Origin of the sequence: Cupriavidus sp. D384, from assembly GCF_001652915.1 — a bacterium.
In the GTDB taxonomy this organism is placed as follows: Bacteria; Pseudomonadota; Gammaproteobacteria; order Burkholderiales; family Burkholderiaceae; genus Cupriavidus.
Window position 1 is genome coordinate 1 of record NZ_BBQI01000103.1, and the last position, 227, is coordinate 227.

1 protein-coding gene is annotated in these 227 nt (G+C 64.8%); it reads left to right on the top strand.

Annotated features, from left to right (window positions below; all coding sequences use genetic code 11):
* A partial coding sequence (locus tag A9J21_RS27335) for an ATP-binding cassette domain-containing protein (RefSeq protein WP_156546217.1) occupies positions 1 to 227 on the top strand: 227 nt, incomplete at both ends.

The following is a 227-nucleotide window of genomic DNA, read 5'->3' on the forward strand; positions in this document are numbered from 1 at the left end:
TTGATCGGACCGAACGGCGCGGGCAAGACCACCTGCTTCAACCTGCTCACCAAATTCCTGGAGCCCACCACGGGCACCATCCTTTTCAACGGCATCGACATCACGCGCGAGAAGCCCGCACAGATTGCGCGGCGCGGCGTGATCCGGTCGTTCCAGATTTCCGCCGTGTTCCCGCACCTGAGCGTGCGCGAGAACGTGCGCATCGGCCTGCAGCGCCAGCTGGGCAC